The 19,412-nt window shown below is 51.9% G+C and carries 14 protein-coding genes and 1 pseudogene; 6 read left to right on the top strand and 9 right to left on the bottom strand.

The features are described 5' to 3' along the window. The first annotated feature begins 101 nt into the window (after nt 1–101). Nucleotides 102–554, top strand: coding sequence for an SRPBCC family protein (locus tag ACR0MJ_RS18890; protein WP_170402067.1), 453 nt, complete (start codon nt 102–104; stop codon nt 552–554). 805 nt (nt 555–1,359) lie between these two features. On the opposite strand, the gene ACR0MJ_RS18885 is transcribed toward ACR0MJ_RS18890, so the two are convergent. The 8 genes from ACR0MJ_RS18885 to ACR0MJ_RS18850 form a co-directional block, all read right to left on the bottom strand. Beyond that, nucleotides 1,360–2,775: an FAD-binding oxidoreductase gene (locus tag ACR0MJ_RS18885; RefSeq protein ID WP_480762184.1), complete on the bottom strand. Its 1,416-nt coding sequence runs from the start codon at nt 2,773–2,775 to the stop codon at nt 1,360–1,362. A 118-nt stretch (nt 2,776–2,893) separates the two neighbouring features. Beyond that, nucleotides 2,894–3,151, bottom strand: coding sequence for a DUF4242 domain-containing protein (locus ACR0MJ_RS18880; protein ID WP_170402061.1), 258 nt, complete (start codon nt 3,149–3,151; stop codon nt 2,894–2,896). A gap of 27 nt (nt 3,152–3,178) precedes the next feature. Beyond that, nucleotides 3,179–5,473 (bottom strand): ATP-binding protein, encoded by a 2,295-nt coding sequence (locus ACR0MJ_RS18875; protein ID WP_480762183.1) that lies wholly within the window; start codon nt 5,471–5,473, stop codon nt 3,179–3,181. Then, nucleotides 5,431–6,777 carry an adenylate/guanylate cyclase domain-containing protein gene (locus ACR0MJ_RS18870; protein WP_480762182.1) on the bottom strand — a complete coding sequence of 449 codons (1,347 nt, stop codon included), beginning with the start codon at nt 6,775–6,777 and terminating at the stop codon, nt 5,431–5,433. The genes ACR0MJ_RS18875 and ACR0MJ_RS18870 overlap by 43 nt, the downstream gene beginning before the upstream one ends. Before the next feature lie 284 nt (nt 6,778–7,061). After that, nucleotides 7,062–8,171 carry an HlyD family secretion protein gene (locus ACR0MJ_RS18865; protein ID WP_480762181.1) on the bottom strand — a complete coding sequence of 370 codons (1,110 nt, stop codon included), beginning with the start codon at nt 8,169–8,171 and terminating at the stop codon, nt 7,062–7,064. Nucleotides 8,172–8,563: 392 nt separating this feature from the next. Then, nucleotides 8,564–9,544 (bottom strand): CobW family GTP-binding protein, encoded by a 981-nt coding sequence (locus ACR0MJ_RS18860; protein WP_480762180.1) that lies wholly within the window; start codon nt 9,542–9,544, stop codon nt 8,564–8,566. 14 nt (nt 9,545–9,558) lie between these two features. Further along, nucleotides 9,559–11,025: a guanitoxin biosynthesis MBL fold metallo-hydrolase GntH gene (gntH, locus tag ACR0MJ_RS18855; protein ID WP_480454213.1), complete on the bottom strand. Its 1,467-nt coding sequence runs from the start codon at nt 11,023–11,025 to the stop codon at nt 9,559–9,561. Nucleotides 11,026–11,049: 24 nt separating this feature from the next. After that, entirely contained in the window at nt 11,050–11,268 is a 219-nt protein-coding gene (locus ACR0MJ_RS18850) for a hypothetical protein (RefSeq protein ID WP_480762179.1), read from the bottom strand. Between the two features lie 99 nt (nt 11,269–11,367). Here ACR0MJ_RS18850 and ACR0MJ_RS18845 point away from each other — a divergent pair, with 99 nt between their 5' ends. Both ACR0MJ_RS18845 and ACR0MJ_RS18840 read left to right on the top strand, forming a co-directional pair. Beyond that, a complete protein-coding gene (locus ACR0MJ_RS18845) occupies nt 11,368–12,711 on the top strand; it encodes a tetratricopeptide repeat protein (protein ID WP_480762178.1) in 1,344 nt (447 codons plus the stop codon). Between the two features lie 364 nt (nt 12,712–13,075). Further along, complete coding sequence (locus ACR0MJ_RS18840) at nt 13,076–13,696, top strand: cysteine hydrolase family protein (protein ID WP_480762177.1); 621 nt, start codon at nt 13,076–13,078, stop codon at nt 13,694–13,696. A gap of 147 nt (nt 13,697–13,843) precedes the next feature. Here the strand turns inward: ACR0MJ_RS18840 and ACR0MJ_RS18835 are convergent, their stop codons facing one another. After that, nucleotides 13,844–15,331: an arylsulfatase gene (locus tag ACR0MJ_RS18835; RefSeq protein ID WP_480762176.1), complete on the bottom strand. Its 1,488-nt coding sequence runs from the start codon at nt 15,329–15,331 to the stop codon at nt 13,844–13,846. Nucleotides 15,332–15,532: 201 nt separating this feature from the next. Between ACR0MJ_RS18835 and ACR0MJ_RS18830 the strand changes: the two genes are divergently transcribed. From ACR0MJ_RS18830 to ACR0MJ_RS18820, 3 genes and pseudogenes are all read left to right on the top strand, one after another. Continuing rightward, a complete protein-coding gene (locus ACR0MJ_RS18830) occupies nt 15,533–17,479 on the top strand; it encodes a DUF3604 domain-containing protein (RefSeq protein ID WP_480762175.1) in 1,947 nt (648 codons plus the stop codon). A 142-nt stretch (nt 17,480–17,621) separates the two neighbouring features. After that, nucleotides 17,622–17,831, top strand: a pseudogene (locus tag ACR0MJ_RS18825) (IS6 family transposase); the annotation flags it as partial. Between the two features lie 628 nt (nt 17,832–18,459). Next, on the top strand, nt 18,460–18,990 hold the full coding sequence (locus ACR0MJ_RS18820) for a hypothetical protein (RefSeq protein ID WP_170402035.1): 531 nt from the start codon (nt 18,460–18,462) through the stop codon (nt 18,988–18,990). Nucleotides 18,991–19,412: the final 422 nt, after the last annotated feature.

Raw genomic sequence — 19,412 nt, 5'->3', positions numbered from 1 at the left:
CCGACTTCTGATCTGGATGCGCAGGCGTCTTAAATCGCTCGAAATGACCACTGAACAAGCAGACAACATAAGATTTCCCTGTTGCTAAGAAGGACTAGAGTATGGAACTGAAGGACGAAATCATCATCAACGCCCCGAAAGATCGCGTCTATGCGGCACTGAATGATCCCGAGGTGTTGAAACAATGCATCCCGGGTTGTGAAGAACTAATCAAGCATTCTGATACTGAACTGGAGGCCAAGGTCTTGCTTAAAGTAGGGCCCGTCAAGGCGCGGTTCGGAGGCAATGTCACCCTGGACCAGACCGGCGCCCCTGATGCATTCTCGCTGTCTGGTCAGGGCAATGGTGGTACCGCTGGTCATGCAAAGGGTGGCGCAGATGTGACGCTGAGTGCAGACGGCGACACAACGATCCTGCGCTATGAAGCAAAGGCCGAGATTGGCGGGAAACTGGCTCAGCTCGGCAGTCGTTTGATCCAGAGCACAGCCAAGAAGCTCGCTGGAAAATTCTTCAAGTCCTTCGCTGATGTAGTAAATGAAGGCGCGATGATTTGATCTTAATGGGTGGGGATGAAGCGGTTCTGTAAGCTTGCTCCACCCGCGAACGACCAGAAAGGCAAATTGTACCGCCTGCGCAACAACAAACGGGCTGAAAAGTTGTTAGGGATTCCGAAGATCTTGGCCGTTTCGGTACTGCTTCGATCGGCGCTTTACCAAAACCTTTCCTTCGTACATTGGGGTCGTGATTAAGATTCTTTAGATATCAGGCATCTTCGATGTATCACCCAAAGCGATGGTATCGAAAGTGAATCAATTCTAACTCTTTGCCGCCGAGAGTGTCGCAGGGAACCTCTACTGCAATAGGTTCAAGGAACTCCTTGAGGTTGGTAAGAAGCGTCTGATGTGTATTAAAGTTTGTTTCATTCAGCCTGATTCAACACCACGCTTGCCGATCTGTGTCGGCGTGAGGGAATTGCACTGAGTCTTCGGTTCCGACCAAATCCACGCCCGTGAATGAACGTATTGGCGACATGCGCTGCGCAGCGACAACAAATTTCTACACTTGCGACTGAATGCTGCGTCAGCGAAGTATGGAATTCGAATGACGGTTAGTTCCGCAAAGTGGACTTACATCGCGATTTTGCGAATGACCAAGTTGAGCCCAAAGCGGCCAAATGTTCGGCACTGCCCTTGCCTCTGCAGCGGGACAGGACTTTCGCCTAACAGTAGTAACACGAGCGTCCATATCTTGGACGGCAAAAATATCAGGAGGTCTGAGTAAGCAACCAGATATTTGTCATAAAAATCAAGCATAGGCTCCAAGGGTCGGTATGGATCAGTCTATCCAGATTGAATGGTCCTACTTGGGTAATATGTTGTGATTAATCCTGAACAGATTTGTTGGATCATAATTGCCCTTTATTTTCGAAAGCTTCTCACCATTCACACCGTACGCGCCAGCCATATGATCCGCTTCGTCTTCGGGCATAAAGTTAACATATGCGCTGCCAGACGAATGGGGTCGCATCTGATCATAAAGTCGCCGCGCCCACGCAATGCACTCACCATCCTTGTTCGGGTCCTCCCAACGAGTGTGAACATTCATTATGAAGTGTGCAGATCGTTGCGGATAAGCTGTTGAGTGGGATTCAATGCGCGCCATTGCGCCACCTACATGGGCAATAAATACTTCGCACGCGGGGTCGGGGAGGCTGGAAATCGCCTCGAGAAGACCTGTGATCGCATCCGAGGAAAGCGCATCGAAATCATGGCTTTTCCAATAGTTCCGAGCACCAGGTGTAAGCAATGCGTCGAATGCAGCTTGCCAGTCCACAAAGTTATGAGGTGAGATAACGTCGGCTATTGGTTCTCCAAGCGCGCGCAAAGCCCCCATGGCTATTTCACCCTCGTCTATGGGGCCGCTGTAACAAGCTGCGAAAATCAGCACCTCTCTCCCATGCCACTCTTCTGGTAGGAACGGGAGGGGAGGAGCTTTTCGCATCACGCTCCAGACCGTCAGCTCATCCGGTGATTCATCTGCAATGACTGCGAATTCTGCAAGAAGCTCTGCTGCCTTTGCGATCGGGTGAACGATCAGGCCGGACAAAACCTCGGGCCCAAGATCATGCAACTGGAACTCGAATGAGGTCACGACGCCGAAATTGCCACCTCCTCCGCGGATGGCCCAGAAAAGCTCCGGATGGCTTGTGGGCGAGGCGGTAACAATCGCCCCATCTGCCGTCACGACTTCTGCCGATAGAAGATTGTCGATCGTCATTCCGAATTTCCGCGTCGTCCACCCAAAACCGCCGCCAAGGGTCAAACCCGCGATACCAGTTGTCGAATTGATGCCGACAGGGACTGCAAGCCCGTGAGCTTGAGTTTCACGATCCACATCGCCAAGCAACGCGCCTGGCGCAACCCGACCGGTCTTGTTGACAGGGTCCACGTGAACCGATCGCATTTGGGACAGATCGAGCAATACGGCCTCGTCTGCAACAGCGTGCCCCGCAATCTGATGCCCACCTGATCGGACTGACATTATGAGATCGGCTTCTCTTACAAAGTCCACCGCTTTCTGCACGTCGCTTGCGCCCATCGCTCGTACCACAAACCCAGGGTGACGTTCGAACATGCTATTCCATGTTGTTCTTGCGTCTTCGTATTCCGGAGTGCCCACTAAGTAGACGCCGCCGCGAAGAGAAGAGTTAAGCGCGTCCAAGGCGTCTTGATCCACACTTGCCGTGTTTCCGTCGAGTGTTTTTATGTCGTACATGCATAGGCCTCCCTGTTTTTAGGTCAGGCTTCTTGCGCAGCTGCCTCATGTAGATGTGAAGCCCGAGGCTTTGTCCTGCAGAATAATCGCCTCGGTTTAGGATTTGAGGTGCAAATAGTCAGGCGAAAATACCAGGATCTATATGATCTACCGGTGTAATGACATCGGCAGGAATGTTAAGGCGCTCCGCCGCTTTTCTGAGGCTTTCCTCGTCGGGGGCCTCATACAAACAGTATGTTTTACGCTTGTCTGCGCTGAGGAACGAGAAAATCCACTCGACCCCAACTTCGTCATTGATCTCTTTGATGTGAATTTTGTCGTCGTCGCTGACGTTCAGCTGTTCCGCAAAATTTCTCTCGATTATGTATCTTGGCATAATGCTCCCCCAAGCATGTAAATGGCTTTAAACAGCTACTCCTTCGAGCTTTGACCTAAGGGAAACCATACTCAATTGCTGTGAAATTGCCAACGCTTCCCCTTCCAGTTGAAACGCTAGTTCCAAATCATTCGTGCGGCCCCGTCGCCTAAGTGTGGATGCATATGCTGCTTTGCTGTGCGCAATCCAAGGAGGGCACTTCATGCGCGTGTCTATTTCGATGGCCTTTTGGAACATCCTCTCAGCGGTGTCCCAATTTTTCAGCACCGCTGCCAAGTTGCCCAGACGTCTTGCAGCCGCCCCGGCGCAAACAGTCGTTGCACCTGCGGTGACCGTCAGCTCTTCGTATGGGGTCAGCATGTCATAGAGTGTCCCAGCATGTCCCAGATGCTCGACTGCGACGCAGATATCAGCAAGATAAGACAATGTAGTTGAAAACATAGCATCAGCGGGCAGATCGAAGCCTTTCTCTGCCATTTCATTAAGTATGCGTTCAGCTGGTTCCTTGTAACCCAACTCGGCGGCAATAAGGCCAAAACCAGGTTTCCAAGAAATGTCTTCCGGGCTTTCAGTCATCAGCCTCTTGATAACCGGTGCGACTTCGTGCAGTCGGTTTTGTTCGCGGCGGATGGTAAACATCTGAACACCGAAGACGCCCTCAACATGTTCTCCGTGTGTCTCCCGACCAATTTTCACCGCTTCGTTGGCATGCTTCTCTGCCTGCTCAAAATCGCCGTCCATAATTGCAACCATGGCGCGCGCATGTTTCTGTACCCAGTAGAGTTGCAGGTGGTTGTCCTTTTCCGAAATCTCCGTCAGCAATTCGAGTGAATGATCCATCAAGTCGCGGTCGGCCATTTCAGCCCCGACAAACAGGCTAAGTGTCCGGTCCCGACCCTGATCAATACTCCCTAGGTTCTCGGCGACCCGATGCATTGCATCAAGGTTTTCACGCCAATGACGTATCTCTCTTCCTTTGCGCGCAACGAATGGCGCCCCATAATGCATCATCATCACCGAGAACTGGGATTTATAGTCCCCCAGTTTCGCGGCCAGTTCCATTGATTGCTGGCCAAAGCGTGCGCCTTCAGAAAACTGGCCGACAAACATATGTGCCCGTGCAAGTTGGCTCATTAATCTGCACTGCCTAACTTCATCATGGTCGGCAAGGTCGTCCAGAGCTCTATTACAAAGCTCAATAGCCTCGCTATGTCTCTTACTCGACATCATGCACGAGTCCGCAAAATGGTTCGCGGCATCAGCGGCGAGCGCTACATGGCGTATTCCACGGGCGGCGTCCGAGGCTTCTTTCAAGGCCGCTATCCCCTCCGGCAACTGACCCAGGCTGTCGTGGCTTCGACCAATCAGGATTTTGGCTTTAATCGTTTCGACACTGTTATCGTCCCCAAGATTTTCGGCAGCTTTGAGCGTTTCTTTAGCGTTGACCATCGCCTCTTGGCTAGCGGATCGCGCCAATGCCATTTCGGTCGCCGTCTGCCATTTGTCGAACGCAGCACGCCATTCTTCGGCCTCTGAAAGATGGCGGGCAACCAGCTCGGGTCGACGTTCAATCTCTGCTGAACGCAACTGCATCAAAGCACGAGCCACGTTTGCATGTTGTTGTCGGCGGGTGGAGCCTAACATGGATTGATAGGCGGTGTCCCGAATAAGGGCATGACGGAAAACGAAATGCCCTCGATTGTGCCCGCTTTCAAAGATCAAACCCGTTCGGGACAGCTCTTCTACACGAGACTGAGTCTCCGCACTGGCAAGACCTATTGCGGATGCCAGCAGACCAGGCTCGAACTCCCTCCCAATGACGGCACCTGTTAACGCGACCTGTTTGGCCTCTGGCGAGACCGCGTCAAGACGTGCCATCAATGTGCCTTTCAAAGACGAAGGTATGTGAACTTGCCTGTGTTCGCCCGCCTCAACAATCGCTCGGGCCAGCTCCTCTACGAACAACGGCACACCGTCCGTCTTCTCAATAATTGTGGCGATCAGTGCATCGTCGGGTACTTTTCCGATAACATTGCGCACCAAGTTCGAGACATGGGTTGTATCAAACCGACGCAGCTGGAGCGTATGTACGTGCGCTTCCCCATCATCACGGACAAGTTCCCAGCCGGGCCTATGGGTGATCAAAATCATTAAGGGCAGATCTGCACAAATTGCTTTGAAGCGATCCAAAAGGGCTTGGGTGGAAGGATCAATCCAATGGGCGTCCTCAACGCAAAGAATAACAGGGCGCGTTCTTGAGCGTACCTGAACCGTTTGGATCAAAGTCTGAATCGTGAGGTCACGTTGCTCCTGCGGTGACATATCGAGTACGCTTCGGGCAAGAGCACTGTGGGGCGCAACCAGCGCGGCAAAGACGGGTAGAACCTGTTCCCAGTCCAAGCCTTCCCGGCTTTCCAACATTTTTTTACAAGATCGAGAATTTGATCGTCATCAAAATCTGTCCCCACACCAGCGTCCTGAGAAATCCTCTGGGCGACAGGGTGGAACGGGCTGCTGGTAAGGTAAGGAGAGCAGTTCAGCCTGATAATATCAGCTTCGCTAGTCGCTACAGCGTTAGCGAGAAATTCTTCCGCCAATCGCGATTTACCGATCCCAGCTTCACCGGCAAGCAGAACAACTTCGCCCTGACTATTCTGAGCACGCAGCCATGATTGCAAAAGGATACCTTTTTCGTAGTCGCGGCCAATCATAACGCTGCCGATTTCGTCCCTGTAGGACGCTCGAAATCGGCTTTCCGCGCTGTGTTCTGATACGACAGTCAAAAGGTTCCGCGGCTCTTTGAAGCCTTTCAATCTAGTTAATGCACGAGGCGCCAACTCAAATAGCCGATGCAAAGTTTCTTCGGTTTCCTCAGCAGACAATACAACCGAGTTTGGTTCTGCGTGCTCCTGAAGCCGTGCTGCCAGATTGACGATCGGACCCGTCATCGCTCCTTCTTCGTAGGTGTTTTCACCGATCGTATCGCCAACTACCACGTCGCCACTCGCGATGCCAAACCTGGCTGACAAACGCTCACCGTCAGGTGTTTTAAGCTCTCTGACCCGCCGAACGGCTTCAAGACCAGCCTTTACGGCGCGAACTGCATGATCTTCATAGGCTGTCGGCCAGCCGAAAAACACCAAAAGGCCGTCACCCAAAAATTTCGAGACGTAGCCGCCGTACCTGCTAACTGCTCCTGCAACCGCATCCTGGTATCTCCGCAGCAGCTCGCGCATGTCTTCGGGGTCAAACCGATTAGTCAACTCCGTCGAGGCGACGAGGTCCGCAAACAAAACTGTTAAGTGACGCCTTTCTGCAATCCCCAATGAAGCAGGCTTCCTCGCGGATGTTGCCTCGTCTTGCGACCCATTGGAAATGGGGGGGCGACCGACTTCGTCTTCATCAGCGTCTATGGATTTTGGTGGATGATACTGTCGCTTTTGGCTAATCAAGTCCTGAACCGCTTCCAGGATGATTTTTCGGTGACCCAGACTAACCCCAAGTTCTTTAAGGTCTTCGTTTGATAGCAATGGCAGGACACGCTCGTCGATATCATTCTGGGCAAAAGCGTCGGCGTATTGATCCAGTTCGAGATCTTTCAGCCATTTGTGGATTTCAACTACCATAATGGGATCATGCTGAGATACGGGGCGTTAATCAAGAAAACGCTGTAAACACAGACGGTTTTTGGCGACAAAACGTCCGCATTGCCTTTGACAGAAATGACACTTGGTTATCGAACCTTGCCGGGACTCAGTGGGTTCTTGCGCTTAGTTCTCCCACAGCGTGCATTTGCTGCGTTGCCGCAAAAGGCAATTCTGTCCGCATTGCATTCGATCGCGGCAACTTGCGTAAACGTCTACTTTGCGGACATTTCTGCCATTCGTTGCAGCATGACACCTATTACCAGTCACAAATAATTCAGCTGTTTAGATACCCAGAATAGGATTTCGGCAAGAACCCCAATTGCACCTGCTTTTTCAGTCACTACCAACGCTGTTCCAGATGTACCAAATGGTAGAGCTTCGAAATCGGAACTGTCAGATAATTCGATCAGTACCGGGTAGCTTGAAATACCGGTTAGCTCTCGTATTGAAGGAAGGCCTGAACGCAGATCCAGTGTCCCTTCGGCGGAGCCGACCGGCAAAGCAACAATGGTGCCAGAGAGCTCCGTGCCCGGCTGCGTACGCAGCGCCAACCTGATTTCGTCTCCGATATTCACATTTTGACGACTGGATTGCGGGAGGGAGGCTACAATGGCGAAATCCAATGGATCAATGAAGGTTATCGCACCTTGAAAAGTGGTGGCGCGGTTTCCAGGCCGTAGCGTAACAGCAGAAACGACACCATTTCCTGGTGAATGAACCTCTGTCTCTTCAAGACTCCATTTGGCTTGTTCCAACGCCATTTCAGCTTCGACAATTGCGGCGTCTCGACCATCTATAGTAGCAGCAATTCGACGCTCTAGTCCCTTCTTGCGCGCTTGAGCTGCTCGGATACTAGCGGTTAGTTGATCAATCGTTGCCACGACTTCTTGAAGTTGAAAAGTTGTCGATGCGCCTCGTTCTTCTAACTGAAGGATATCATCGCGCCTCTTCTGTCCGAAGAGAAGCTGGACATTCAAAGACTCGATTTCTGCCTCGGCTGCGGCGAGGTCAGTCACCAATTGGTCTGCAGAAGACTTCGCCGTTTCTAGAGAAGCCTCAAGGCGTGATACTTCAGAGGCAAATACGTCAGGGTCAATTTTGAAGAGTAGATCGCCTTTGCTAACCGATTGATTGGCCTCAACAGCTACCTCGACAACTGTTCCCGATACGTTAGGTGTAATGTTTGTCTCAATCCCTTGAACTGAAACTGGACCAGTGGGTGTCGTGTGATTAAGAGCTCCTATTACTACAAGAGCAATCGCTGCTGCGCCAGCGTAGATAACCGTTTTCCAAAACCGGTTCCACGGGAGCCATTTAAGCTTGGAAAACACCAACCAAATCAAGCCGAAGTAAAGACATAAGACGATGAGCATCAATTAACCTCCGAAACAGCGCAAGTTCCCTATCGCGCTTACAAACGCCAAAAAACTCGAACTATAAGGCATGGATGTCTCGAAACATATCGCCGTTCTCCCGATGCCAACAGCCTTCCAGGAAACCGCCTCGTTCAGGCAATTCTGAAAGTTCTCGTCGAGCTCAGTCCATTTATTCTAGGAAACAGTTTTAGTGACCGCGATGAAAACAAGGTAGGTGCTTATTTTTGCTGCTAAATTGTGATTTTTCCGCTCCCTGAAGCTAAGCCTGTCCAAAAGATCCGGTGGCATAAGTTGGGGAACGGTCCACTTACTCATCGTCCCCCGCCGAACTAGATGAAATTATCCAGCACGGCTGACCTATAGCCCAAATACTTCATCGAACTTGGCTTTCAGACTGTCTCCATAAGCGTATCCGAAAGGACATCCTTGGAGAGCGCCCCCGCCGCGCCTATAGCGACAAGCCTTGTTTCGGGTTTGCGGTCACCCCAAGCTCCGTCCCGTGCGATGTCCATACGTTTCCCAACCACCTGAACAAGAATGCGATGATCTGGATCCTCCTCACTAAAAACAAAACCTTTGAGACGATAAACGTCGCCCGGAAGCTTCCGAATAGCACTCCGGAGGGAAGATAGGCTTATTGGGCGTTCAGCTTTCATCATAGTTGTTGAGAAGCTGTCTGAGTGATCAGAGTGATGACAACCACAATCTGGTCCATGTTCATGGTGATCTGGTATTTCCGTTTCGAGCTGTTCGGCGGCAAAGCGACCAACGGAAAGAAGTATGTCGAGTGGGACGTCTGCGTTTATAGCTTCGACAAGACGATAGCGACGGAAGCGAGAGCCAAGCCAGTCGTGCACCTTCTGAACTGTGGCCCTGTCGACAAGATCAACCTTGTTCAAAATAACCATGTCCGAGAACGCAATTTGACGAAGCTTCAGTTCCATTTTTTCTGGCGCAGCAAATAGCTGTTCCGCATCGACAAGACACATAAGGCTGTCCAAGCGGATCATGTCCCGGAACCGTTGATCCGTAAACGTCATGGCGATTGACGATGGATCCGACACTCCGCTTGCTTCAAGGACGATGTATTCTGGTTTCTCAGGCCGAGCGAGAACAGCTTCTACCGTTTCAATCAGATCATCTCGTATCGAGCAGCAAACGCACCCATTAGCCAAGCTCATCACATCATCTTCGAGGCCAACCACCAAGTCGGCGTCTACGTTTATTGATCCAAAGTCATTCACCAGAACTGCCACTCGCAATCCGTGATTGCCGGTAAGGATCCGGTTCAAAAGTGTCGTCTTACCGGCTCCAAGAAAGCCGGTAAGGATCGTAACAGGGATCGCAGAAGTCGAACCAAATTCAATCATTGTTCGATCTCCTCTCAGTCTTCATCACGCGAGCCGATTACATCCGAAACTTTGATGGTAAAGTCCTGCGGCCAGTCTCCGCCGGGTGCTCGGAAAACGTCAGTTGGGTAGTATTCGCGTGGATCGATCTCCATATCTCGATACTTCTGATCTTGCTGGTCTGCGCGAGTGAGTCTTGGGTTCGGTAATGTGATTTCATCCGGAAGCTCAATACGCCCGGCCTCGGCCGCCGCAGCCAGTTCACGAAATGGTGGCACAGTACCGGATTTTCCGGGCAGTGCAGCTTTCCTGTACCAGATTGCATCCTTGGTCACGTTCACAACGGCTACATCGAGACCCCATTGGAACAGACCGTCGTAGTGGGCGCGAATACCAGCCAGCATTTCAGCGTCGATGTCTTCATCCTGGGTATAGTGTGTCACCATTCCCAAACGCGGCCTTGTGTCAGCAAAGAGCTTACCCACGGCATAGTGGGAGGTGTGATGCGTATCGATAGTGTAGTTAAAGAGATCTTGTGGGATACCGTATTTGTAGGTCATCAACTGACCAATATCCTGCCCCGACATTTCGGTTACAAAGACATCAACGCCTTCGCCGTATTTTCGTGAAAGCTCATCCGGGCGTCCATCGCCAGTCCATACAAAGCTCAGACCATTCCAATCGAGCCGATAACCAACCGCACCGTCCTTGGCATGACTTCGCGGCCAAGACCGAACAGTCACGCCATCTTCGTCATAAACGATGCCGCCTTCCTGACGGAAATCAAATTCGTTAACTTCGATCTCATAGCCGTCCCCGATCGGGAATACATCAAAGGCCTCCAGATGCCATTTGAGCATCTGTTGCATGCCTTTGACCATACCGGCTGTACCAAGCTCGGGCGTTCGACCTGATGGCCCATGGATGCGTAGTGGCGTGTAGCCACCCGACCAGGCACGGAAGGGGTAAATATACGGAATGTCGGCATAGTGGTCGACATGCAGGTGAGAGATGAAGATGTCGTTGATCAACTGCCCAGGCACTTGCATCGCAATGATGTTGCGTACACAACCGGATCCAAAATCGAAGAAGAACCTTTTTCCGTTACCCAGCTCGACCATAATACAGGTGCCCGCTTGATCTTCGCGCGGCGGATATGGTGTTGAGCCACAGAATGAGATCCGCATCTCATCTGGCCCCAACTCCTCACTAAGCGGAAAATAGTTCGCATTTGAACCCGTCATGTACTTCGTCGGACGGAAGTACTCCGGCAATGATATGCCACCTGCGGGTCGACCACCATATGGGTTCTTGAGTGTTTCTCCTAGTGGGCCGTCTCCTTCGTGGGCCTCGGCAGTTCCTGCTGCAAACCCAGCCGCCCCTGTGGCAGCCGCTCCAGTGGCCAAGCCCTTTAGAACACTCCGCCGCGACGGGTCTTCAATTTGATCTGACGCCTGAACCTGTTTGTCGTCCTGGTCTTTTCTATTGTCTTCCTTGGTCATGGATTGGTCCTCAGTTAGAGTATCTCACAGGTTGCGCTTCAACATCCGGCGAAGCTCGTTGATGAGTTCAGATTTGATGTGGGCCCATTCGGCGCGCTCTGAGGCCGTTATCGATGTGTCTTTCGAAAACGCAGATGCTTTATTCAGGTCCTTGATGACCTCGCCGAGTAGTGCATCCGTTTCGATGCGCCTCGAGAGCACATCAGAAAGTTCCGGAATTTCTTCAATCAGGTCCACTGTCACTGGAATAATCCCGACACCCACTATCTATTCTCAAATCAAGATGAGTGCGGTTGACCACAAAGGCCAAGTGAGTCACCGTGAGTTGGGGGTGAGTGGACATTGAACAAATCAAATGATTTGCCAATAAATCAACAAGTTGGCCAACCTTCTTCGGAACTCATCCGGGAAGCTCTGAGTCGAATTGTATCAAGCGACGGGTTTCAAGCTTCACCCCGACTCACGCAGTTTCTCACCTATATAGTCGAGGAAACTCTATCTGGTCGAAGCGCTCAGATTAGAGGCAAAGCTATCGCTGTTGAGGTATATGGGCGGCGCATAGATGGTACTGGTGGTCAAAACCTGGTTCGAGTTGAGGCTAGGCGACTGCGTCGTCTTTTACATCAGTTCTACGAAGATCACTGCGACGGCAACGGAGTTCGCATTTTTGTTGACCCCGGCGGATACAAGCCGCGGTTTTCATACGAATCTACAATCGAAGACCGTACATCAAGTGAACTGAAGAGCGACAATCCAGTTGGCCGTTTGCGTTCGCGGCAACTGCTGCCTGCTGGACTAGGTGTTGTTGCATTGGTCGCTGTGCTTGGCATCTGGATGAGCCAGGATAACAGGGAGGTTGTGCCGACAACACGATCCATCGAGAAAGCAGAACGTGTGGCGCTTGGTGAACAATCATTGACGAGACTCCAGGCGGCCAACATTGCAGACCAAGCCCGAGGCATGTTTTTTCCCGTTTTTGATGTCAAACGTCAGCAGATAGCACTGGGAATGTTCCAGCACGCGATGGAACTCGACCCGGCTCTGTCCGACGGCTATTCCGGATCAGCGCAGGTCCTGGCGATCCTGGCGGTGTTGACGCCGGATGAATCACAAAGGGATGATTTCTCCAATCAAGCTTCAGAAATGTCTGAAAAAGCGCTTCAATTGTCCCCGGCCGACGCCTGGGCAAACAGCGCAAACGGTTGGGTGCTGGCTGTCAAAGGCCAGCCTAACGAGGCATTGAAATACGCAAGGATGTCGGTCGAACTGGCGCCGAATGATGGCCATATTCTCGATCTTGCAGGTATCTCCGCCATCTTGGCTAACGCCCCGGAATTTGCTGCCGAGGTTAGCAACCCGGAGAGACCCAAATCAGGATCCGGGAGGTTTGGTGCGAGAAACATCTGGGGCGTCTCGCAACTTATGCTCGGGAACTACGAAAATGTTGTTGAAGCCTTTCAGGGAGCGCCAGCTGCTGGAGCGCCAGTCAGTGCTCCTTCGCTCTTGTTCCAAGCCGTTGCGCACGATCAGTTGGGAAATTCAGAAGAAGCACGACGGCTCGTTGCTGAAATGCGCAGGACATGGCCTGAGTTTCCGTCCGAGTTTCTCGCCGATAGGATTTTCCACAACGACGTCAATACGCGAAATATGATACAAGAGACATTGAGTAGATATCCGCCCGGGTAATGTCCTGGTTAGCGCCTCCAACCAAAGTTACATTTTCTTGCGCAGTCGATTTTCAACGCGTCCCTAGTTCATGCCACGGAAATGTTATCTGTTTCCAAAGGGTGGGTCCGCTTTGGGCTAAGAACAGTCATCTGACATATTCAGAAGGACATTGACGCAGTTCTAACGGCTTAGTGCCTGCCATGCGGACAAAGCCGACATTACCGCTTTGGGCGCAAACGTCCTTGTTTCATTCTGCGATCAAGCTGCTCTCATCCTTGACGACGCGCAATAGCACATCTAATCAAAATTTATCTGCCAACCGGCACGACCCGGCCATTAGACAGCGTTTCGTCAGGACGACCTGATACAACCGAGGTCGAAGATGACAACCCAAAACAAGCATGCAAAGAAACGGATCGAAGGTAGACCCGCACTGATCGTGATCGACATTCAAAAGAGCACATTCATTGATGATCGCGAAGTGCGCTCGATTGATAATATGCCCGGCTACAGGGAACGCATGATCGCAGCGCGCGATCTGGTAGACGCAGCGCAAGAGTACAAGGTGCCCGTCATCTTCATTCAGGAGGTGCCTCGTTCTGATCACATCGACTTTGGTAGGGAGCTGGATGGCGATGAGGACATACACTGTCTCGAAGGCGATCCGCGGACGGAAGTTGCCGAAGAAGAATTGGGATATCGCGTCGGCGACTATCTGGTTCCGAAAAAACGTTATTCTGCGTTTTTTGGAACCGACTTCGAAATTCTATTGCGCGGCCTGAAGGTGGATACTCTGATACTATGCGGAGAGCTGACTGATGTCTGTGTGCACTACACGCTCGTAGATGGCCACCAATCAGATTACTTCTGCCGCGTTGTAGAGGATTGCGTCAGCGGGTCATCCATCCAAGCCCATGAAGCTGCACTAAGTGCAATGGAAAATTTGCAAACCGGCGCTGTTCAGAACCGTGAAACAGTGATCAAGTCAATCTCGTTGCTCTAACTTGCCATTGAGCTTTTTAACAGCAAAATTGTTAGAAACTAAACCCGATCTGACCATTCGTCATACGTTGGGAAGTTGGTAGGGTTGAGCTTGGTGAAGCCGCTCGGAAGAATTTCGAGAGGGCCGGTTTGCGTAGCAACCAGCTGCTCAGTTTTTGGGTGGTTCGTAGGGATCGGACGTTCCCGGTGGAATCGGAGGGTATTCCTCGAAGGTAGCGATGTGCTCTTGCAGCTGCGGAAGCGCCTTTTCGACCGCCCACGTGTAAGGGAAAAGTACACTTTCGCGCTCGTGTGGATCGTTCAATAGATTGTAGACCCTTGGTGTGTCGAAAGACTCCGTTGCACCAAAAGCCGTCGTATTCTCTTTGAAAAGAACTTTCCAATCCTTCCATTTTACGCCGAATATTTGCTCTCCCATGTAAACGATCACGCCTTCTCGGTTTGAATTTGGCTGGACACCAAGAAAGAACTTCGACTGGTCGATACCATCAAAGGCCCTGTCATCAGGCACCTTGCCGCCTGCAAATGCCGCAAGTGTCGGATAGAGGTCCATCGAATGGACAACATCGTTGCTTGCTGAACCCGCGGGAATCTTACCCGGCCACTTGATCGCAAAAGGCACCCGCATGCTTCCTTCGAGGCTGGTGAACAGAGTGCCACGCCAAGGCCCGCCGGTGCCATGTACCGCTGGCACGGGCGAGACATTTGCGTTTCCAACCGGAAGAGCTTCGGGGCCATTGTCAGCAGTAAATATCACCACAGTGTCGTCGGAAATACCTGCCGCCTCGATCGCATCCACGATGCGCCCGACATAGGTATCTGTTTGAAGCAGAATATCGGCCCAAACACCGTTACCGGTGGCGCCATCAAATTCCTCGGACGCGATATTTGGATAGTGAGTCTGAGTATAGGCAAGATAGATAAAAAACGGCGCTTCTTCGGCACTCTTCGCTTTGATAAACTCGATAGCCTTTTTCGTCAGGTCGCCGTCTATCTCGCCGCGATAGTCGAGATCGTAGTCCCGCGCGATGGTTGCTGGCTCACCTGCAACACCTTGCATCACAACAGGCTCTTCCAAGTTGGCTTCAGCAAATCCCGGAAGTGTGCGCCAGACTGTAACGTCAGTGGTCTCAACTCCGAAAAATTCGTCGAATCCTTGATTCGTTGGATATCGTCCTTCGGTCCAGCCAAGGTGCCACTTGCCGTACATGGCCGTTTTGTATCCCACATCCTTTAGCATCTCGGCCATCGTGATTTCCCACTGAGTTAGGCCGTAGACACCGCCGCCTAGTGGGACCGTGTGGTTGCCGCTCCGGATGCCATATCGTCCTGTCATGGTCGCTGCGCGGGACGGCGTGCACTGGCTTTCCACGTTGAAGTTCGTGAGTCGCAGTCCCTCCGCAGCGAGGGCATCCATCTCGGGGGTCGCTGTACCCCGGATTATGCCACCTCCATTGAACCCGGGTTCACCCCAACCAAAATTATCTAGAAATATGAATACGATGTTTGGTTTATCTTGAGCTGAAGCGCCCGTGGCAAATAGAAGGGATAAGGCCAGCAGGAATGTTCGCGACACCCATTTCATAACAACGCCTCCAATCAAGATCACAGATTCAAGTCTGACGATCCAGGCCACAAGTCGTCAAGAACACTCACTCGTTGCGGTATTTTCTCACAACGGCTGAGCGTTAAAGAATTGGGCGAAGCTGCGGTCTGATTTTGGTCGAACTTCTCCCGGGGTCCTTGTGCAAAACTAAGAAAAACTGTTGTTTTCCTTGACGAACAGCCGGCTCAGATGTTGCCATGGGCTGGCATTCGGCTCGGCTGGGAGGTTCAAATGAAGTTTTTTCTGACGACATCAACAGCAATAGTTTCCGCAGCATTCATAACAAGCTCTTCACATGCTCAAGAGGCCGCAGAAGGTGGGCAAGTTGGAGAGATGACCATATCAGTTGATGATATGCGTGAACCCGCGCCTGCTGATTTCTCACCTTATGCAGGTCGAAACTTTCCTACACGACCTCTGTGGGGTGACACTCACCTGCACACGTCAAATTCGCTCGACGCGCGGGGGTTTGGCGTCATCCTGAGCCCAGACGATGCTTATAGATTTGCACGCGGTGAGGAAGTCACTACGTCGCACGGCCTTCGGGTGCAGTTATCGCGTCCCCTCGACTGGCTTGTCGTATCCGATCACTCGGACGCCATGGGCGCCATGAATGAGATCGTCGCAGGGAATTCTACGCTGATGCGCGATCCAACACTTCGAGACTGGAACGAACGTCTTAATGCCGGTGGAGATGTTGCTCTCGGCGCAACAATGGAGGTCATAGAAACCTTTGCGGGTATAACCGGTGATGCTCTTCCCGAGGCTGTTTCAGATCGCAGGTTCGTACAATCCGTTTGGGACGAATTCACGCAAACTGCGGATCATCACAACGACCCCGGCGCATTCACTGCGTTCATCGGGTACGAATGGACGTCCACTGAAGGAGGCAACAACCTCCACCGCAACGTGATCTACCGAGATGATGCCATTCGCGCACGGCAGATGCTGCCATTCACAACCGCAGAAACTTTTAATCCCGAACGTTTGTGGGACTGGATGGAAACTTATGAACTAGAGACCGGCGGCCGTGTGCTGGCCCTTGCCCACAACGGCAACGTCTCCAACGGCCTGATGTTTCCTGTCGAGACCAACCCTGAAACGGGTGAACCTTTGACCGAAGACTACGCAGAGCGGCGTGCCAAGTGGGAGCCGATGTATGAGATCACCCAGATCAAGGGCGATGGAGAAACCCACCCGTTTCTCAGCCCGAATGATGAGTTCGCGGACTATGAAACCTGGGATAAGTCAAATCTGGGTCCGACACCCAAAGAAGACTGGATGCTTCAGTACGAATACGCGCGTGAGGCTTTGAAGAATGGTCTTAAACTAGAGGCTCAACTCGGCACCAATCCATACAAGTTCGGAGTAGTGGGCTCGACCGACAGCCATACGGCTTTGGCAACGGCGGAAGAAGACAATTTCTTTGGCAAACACTCCGGTGTCGAACCGGAACCTGGCCGTTGGCAGCATGTCGTTGGCGAGTTCGATACGACAAGGATTCTTGGGTGGGAAATGGCAGCCTCAGGTTACGCTGCAGTCTGGGCAGAAGATAACACGCGCGAAGCGATATTCGATGCCATGGAGAGGAAAGAAGTATATGGGACGACTGGTAGTCGCATCGCGGTTCGCTTCTTTGGTGGCTGGGACTTTACTGAAGCTGATGCAAAATCTCGTTTGCCCGCCGACGTCGGATATGAAAAAGGCGTTCCGATGGGTGGGGACCTCGCAACCGCTACAGAAGGCGCGGACGCCCCAACATTCCTGGTTGCTGCCCTGAAAGACCCGTTTTCCGGCAATCTCGACCGTATTCAGATTGTGAAAGGCTGGTTAAATGCCAACGGCGACACTGAAGAGCGGGTTTATGACGTGGCATGGTCGGGAGACCGCGAACCTGATGCGGACGGCAACCTACCGGCGGTGGGGAATACTGTGGATGTTGCAACGGGTACGTTTACCAATTCGATAGGATCCCCGGAACTGATCACTGTTTGGACGGACTCTGAATTCGATCCTTCTGTGCGGGCTTTCTACTACGCCCGCGTCCTGGAAATTCCCACACCGAGGTGGACAATTTACGATGCCGTTCGGTTCGGAGACGAATTGCCTGCTGAAGTGCCGACCTCAACACAGGAACGCGCTTACACTTCTCCAATTTGGTATACTCCCGGGGGGTGAGATTAATAAACCGATTTTTTCGGTTCTGTCGCGAAGTTCGCCCTCACCTGTCAGGGTGTGTGCATTTCTGGTAGCGCGCACTAGAACATGACAGGAGCAGGCCGTGACGATCTAATTTAAGGGCGCGCATTTTCCGAAAGACGTGATCTTGCATGCGGTTTTCTTCTACCTGCGCTACGGTGTTTCCCGGGATCTGGAGGAAATCATGGCGGAACGTGGCGTTGATCTGGATCATGCAACGCTAAACCGCTGGGTCAGTCGATATGCTGGCCTCATTGCCGAAACAGCGCGGTATAGAAAGCGTCCAGCAGACCGTTCGTGGCGCATGGATGAAAGGTCAATTCACGCCCGGACTCCGCCCGTTTCAGCAGTTCGCCCAACTGGTAGGGTAAACTGCTCATCAATTTCACTCATACTCGGTCATCCAAAAAAAACGCGACAGAACCCTTGCTATCTAGTTGTATTGTTAGGTTTTGGTGTAGCCTAGGGCCACCATACCCTCATTGAAAACGCTGCGTTTTCCGCCAGCTGGGACATCTCGCCCACACACAAAACCCCACATATTACTGAATTCTCCTGACTTCAACTGCTGTCAATTGGGCAAATGAAACCAATTTGGCAGTCCAAAACCTTGATGTCGCGCGGTGCTATCACCTTCATCCAGACAACTTGGCCAACGTGCGTTCAACATTGAGGAATGGAAATTGAGAATTGAGTGGGAGCATCCTAGGTGGTTTGCATGTCTTGTAACTAAGGAATTGAGCGTTGAGCATGTTATGCCAGATGGCCTTGGAGGCATCCTCACGTCTTGATTTCTTTGTGGGAATGCAACAGCCGATTTGGTTTTTCACTTGAAGGAGCGGAACACCTCGCTCTCGAACTCCGTAACCCACGGGTCAATCCCAAGACAGTGACAAGAACGCAAAGTTAAGCTATTATGTCAGTATTATTGACGTATAAATGACGAGATTGACGGTTCTATGCCCCATGACGAGCAACAAGCTAAACGCGGCCCGGATGGCAAGTTCCTGCCCGGGCACAAACCGCCAAAGTCAACCGGCCGACCGCGGGGCGCAAATGGCATTAAAGCACGCGCAGCACGGCTTGCGGGCGAACGGCTTGAAGAGATGCTCGGGCGCGCCACTGACGTAATTTCCGACGAGCTTGATAACGGCAATCCAACCGTAGCCCAATGGCTCGTTGATCGGGTCCGGCCTCCTACACGCTCTGACTTCGTTCAATTGGCTGACAGGAACAAATTGAGCTCAATTGAAGATATCCTCGTCGCTTCAGAGCGGACCACAACTGCAGCATCGCGGGGCGAAATCAGCTTGCAACAGGCAAGGCTTCTTCAGGATGTCCTGGGTCGTCACGCCCAGCTCAAAGGGCTTGAAGAACTGTCCGCACTCCGTGCGGAGGTCGAGGAAATGCGACGTACGGATAGAACGACCGCCGCAATTGATAAGTCACTGCTACCAAAATGGGGCCGCCTAAGCGAGGAACAAAAATGAAGAGAGGGTCATGGACAGACAACGGAGGAATGGCTGGAACTCGCCTGCCCATTTCTGATAGCACCGCCATCAAGGCTGCACTAAAAGCCGCAATCGAAGCGGCTGATAGGTTAGAGATATCAATCCGGCATTCTGAAAAGATAGGTGCTCTGCCTCCAAACCTAATGTCTGGTCAGCGTGAACTCTACGAGGCAAGACGACTACTGGCTTCGGGTATCGCGCACTTAGGAGAAAAGCGTTATTAGCAACACTTGTACGAACTGAAGCAAGAAGACGCATTTCCCGCTTCAGTAAAATTTTCCGCGAAGGAGGCGTTCAAGCAAGTTGCAACGAATGTCCCCTTCGAGCCCGAAGCGGACGTATTTTTGCGCCTCTAAAAAGTTATTTTGGAACAAAGGGACAAACTATCTAAGTTACAAAAC

The sequence above is a fragment of the Ruegeria sp. C6 genome (genome assembly GCF_056537625.1).
Note: the sequence above shows the minus strand (reverse complement) of the source record. Positions and strands in the feature narration are given on the sequence as shown.